The sequence below is a fragment of the Acidovorax sp. GW821-FHT10E03 genome (assembly GCF_059415205.1).
In genome coordinates, this window is record NZ_JBWKMU010000033.1 from 1 (window position 1) to 502 (window position 502).

1 protein-coding gene is annotated in these 502 nt (G+C 66.5%); it reads left to right on the plus strand.

What is annotated here, in order from left to right; translation table 11 throughout:
- Nucleotides 1-502: methyl-accepting chemotaxis protein (locus tag AC07OD_RS28105; protein WP_494598551.1), on the plus strand; the 502-nt coding region annotated here is incomplete at both ends.

Here is a 502-nt window from a genome sequence, read left to right on the forward strand (position 1 = left end):
TGCTGATGGGCGGCGCCATGATCCGGCAGATATCGCGCGCCCTGGGCAATGCGGTGCAGATCACCGATTCGGTGGCGCGGGGCGACCTGACGGTGCCGATCGATGCGCGGGGCAGGGACGAGATCTCCCTGCTGCTGGGCGGCCTGACCACCATGCGCGACAACCTGGCCCATGTGGTATCGGGGGTACGCGGGAATGCGCAGGGTGTGGCGTCTGCCAGTGCCGAGATTGCGTCGGGCAACAACGACCTGTCCAGCCGCACCGAACAGCAGGCCAGCGCGCTGCAGGAGACGGCGGCGTCGATGGAGGAGCTCAGCTCCACCGTCAAGCAGAACGCCGACAACGCGCGCCAGGCCAACCAGCTGGCGATGAGCGCATCCACCGTGGCGGGGCAGGGCGGCGATGTGGTGTCGGAGGTGGTCGAGACCATGAAGGGCATCAACGACAGCAGCAAGAAGATCGCCGACATCATCAGCGTGATCGACGGCATTGCCTTCCAGAC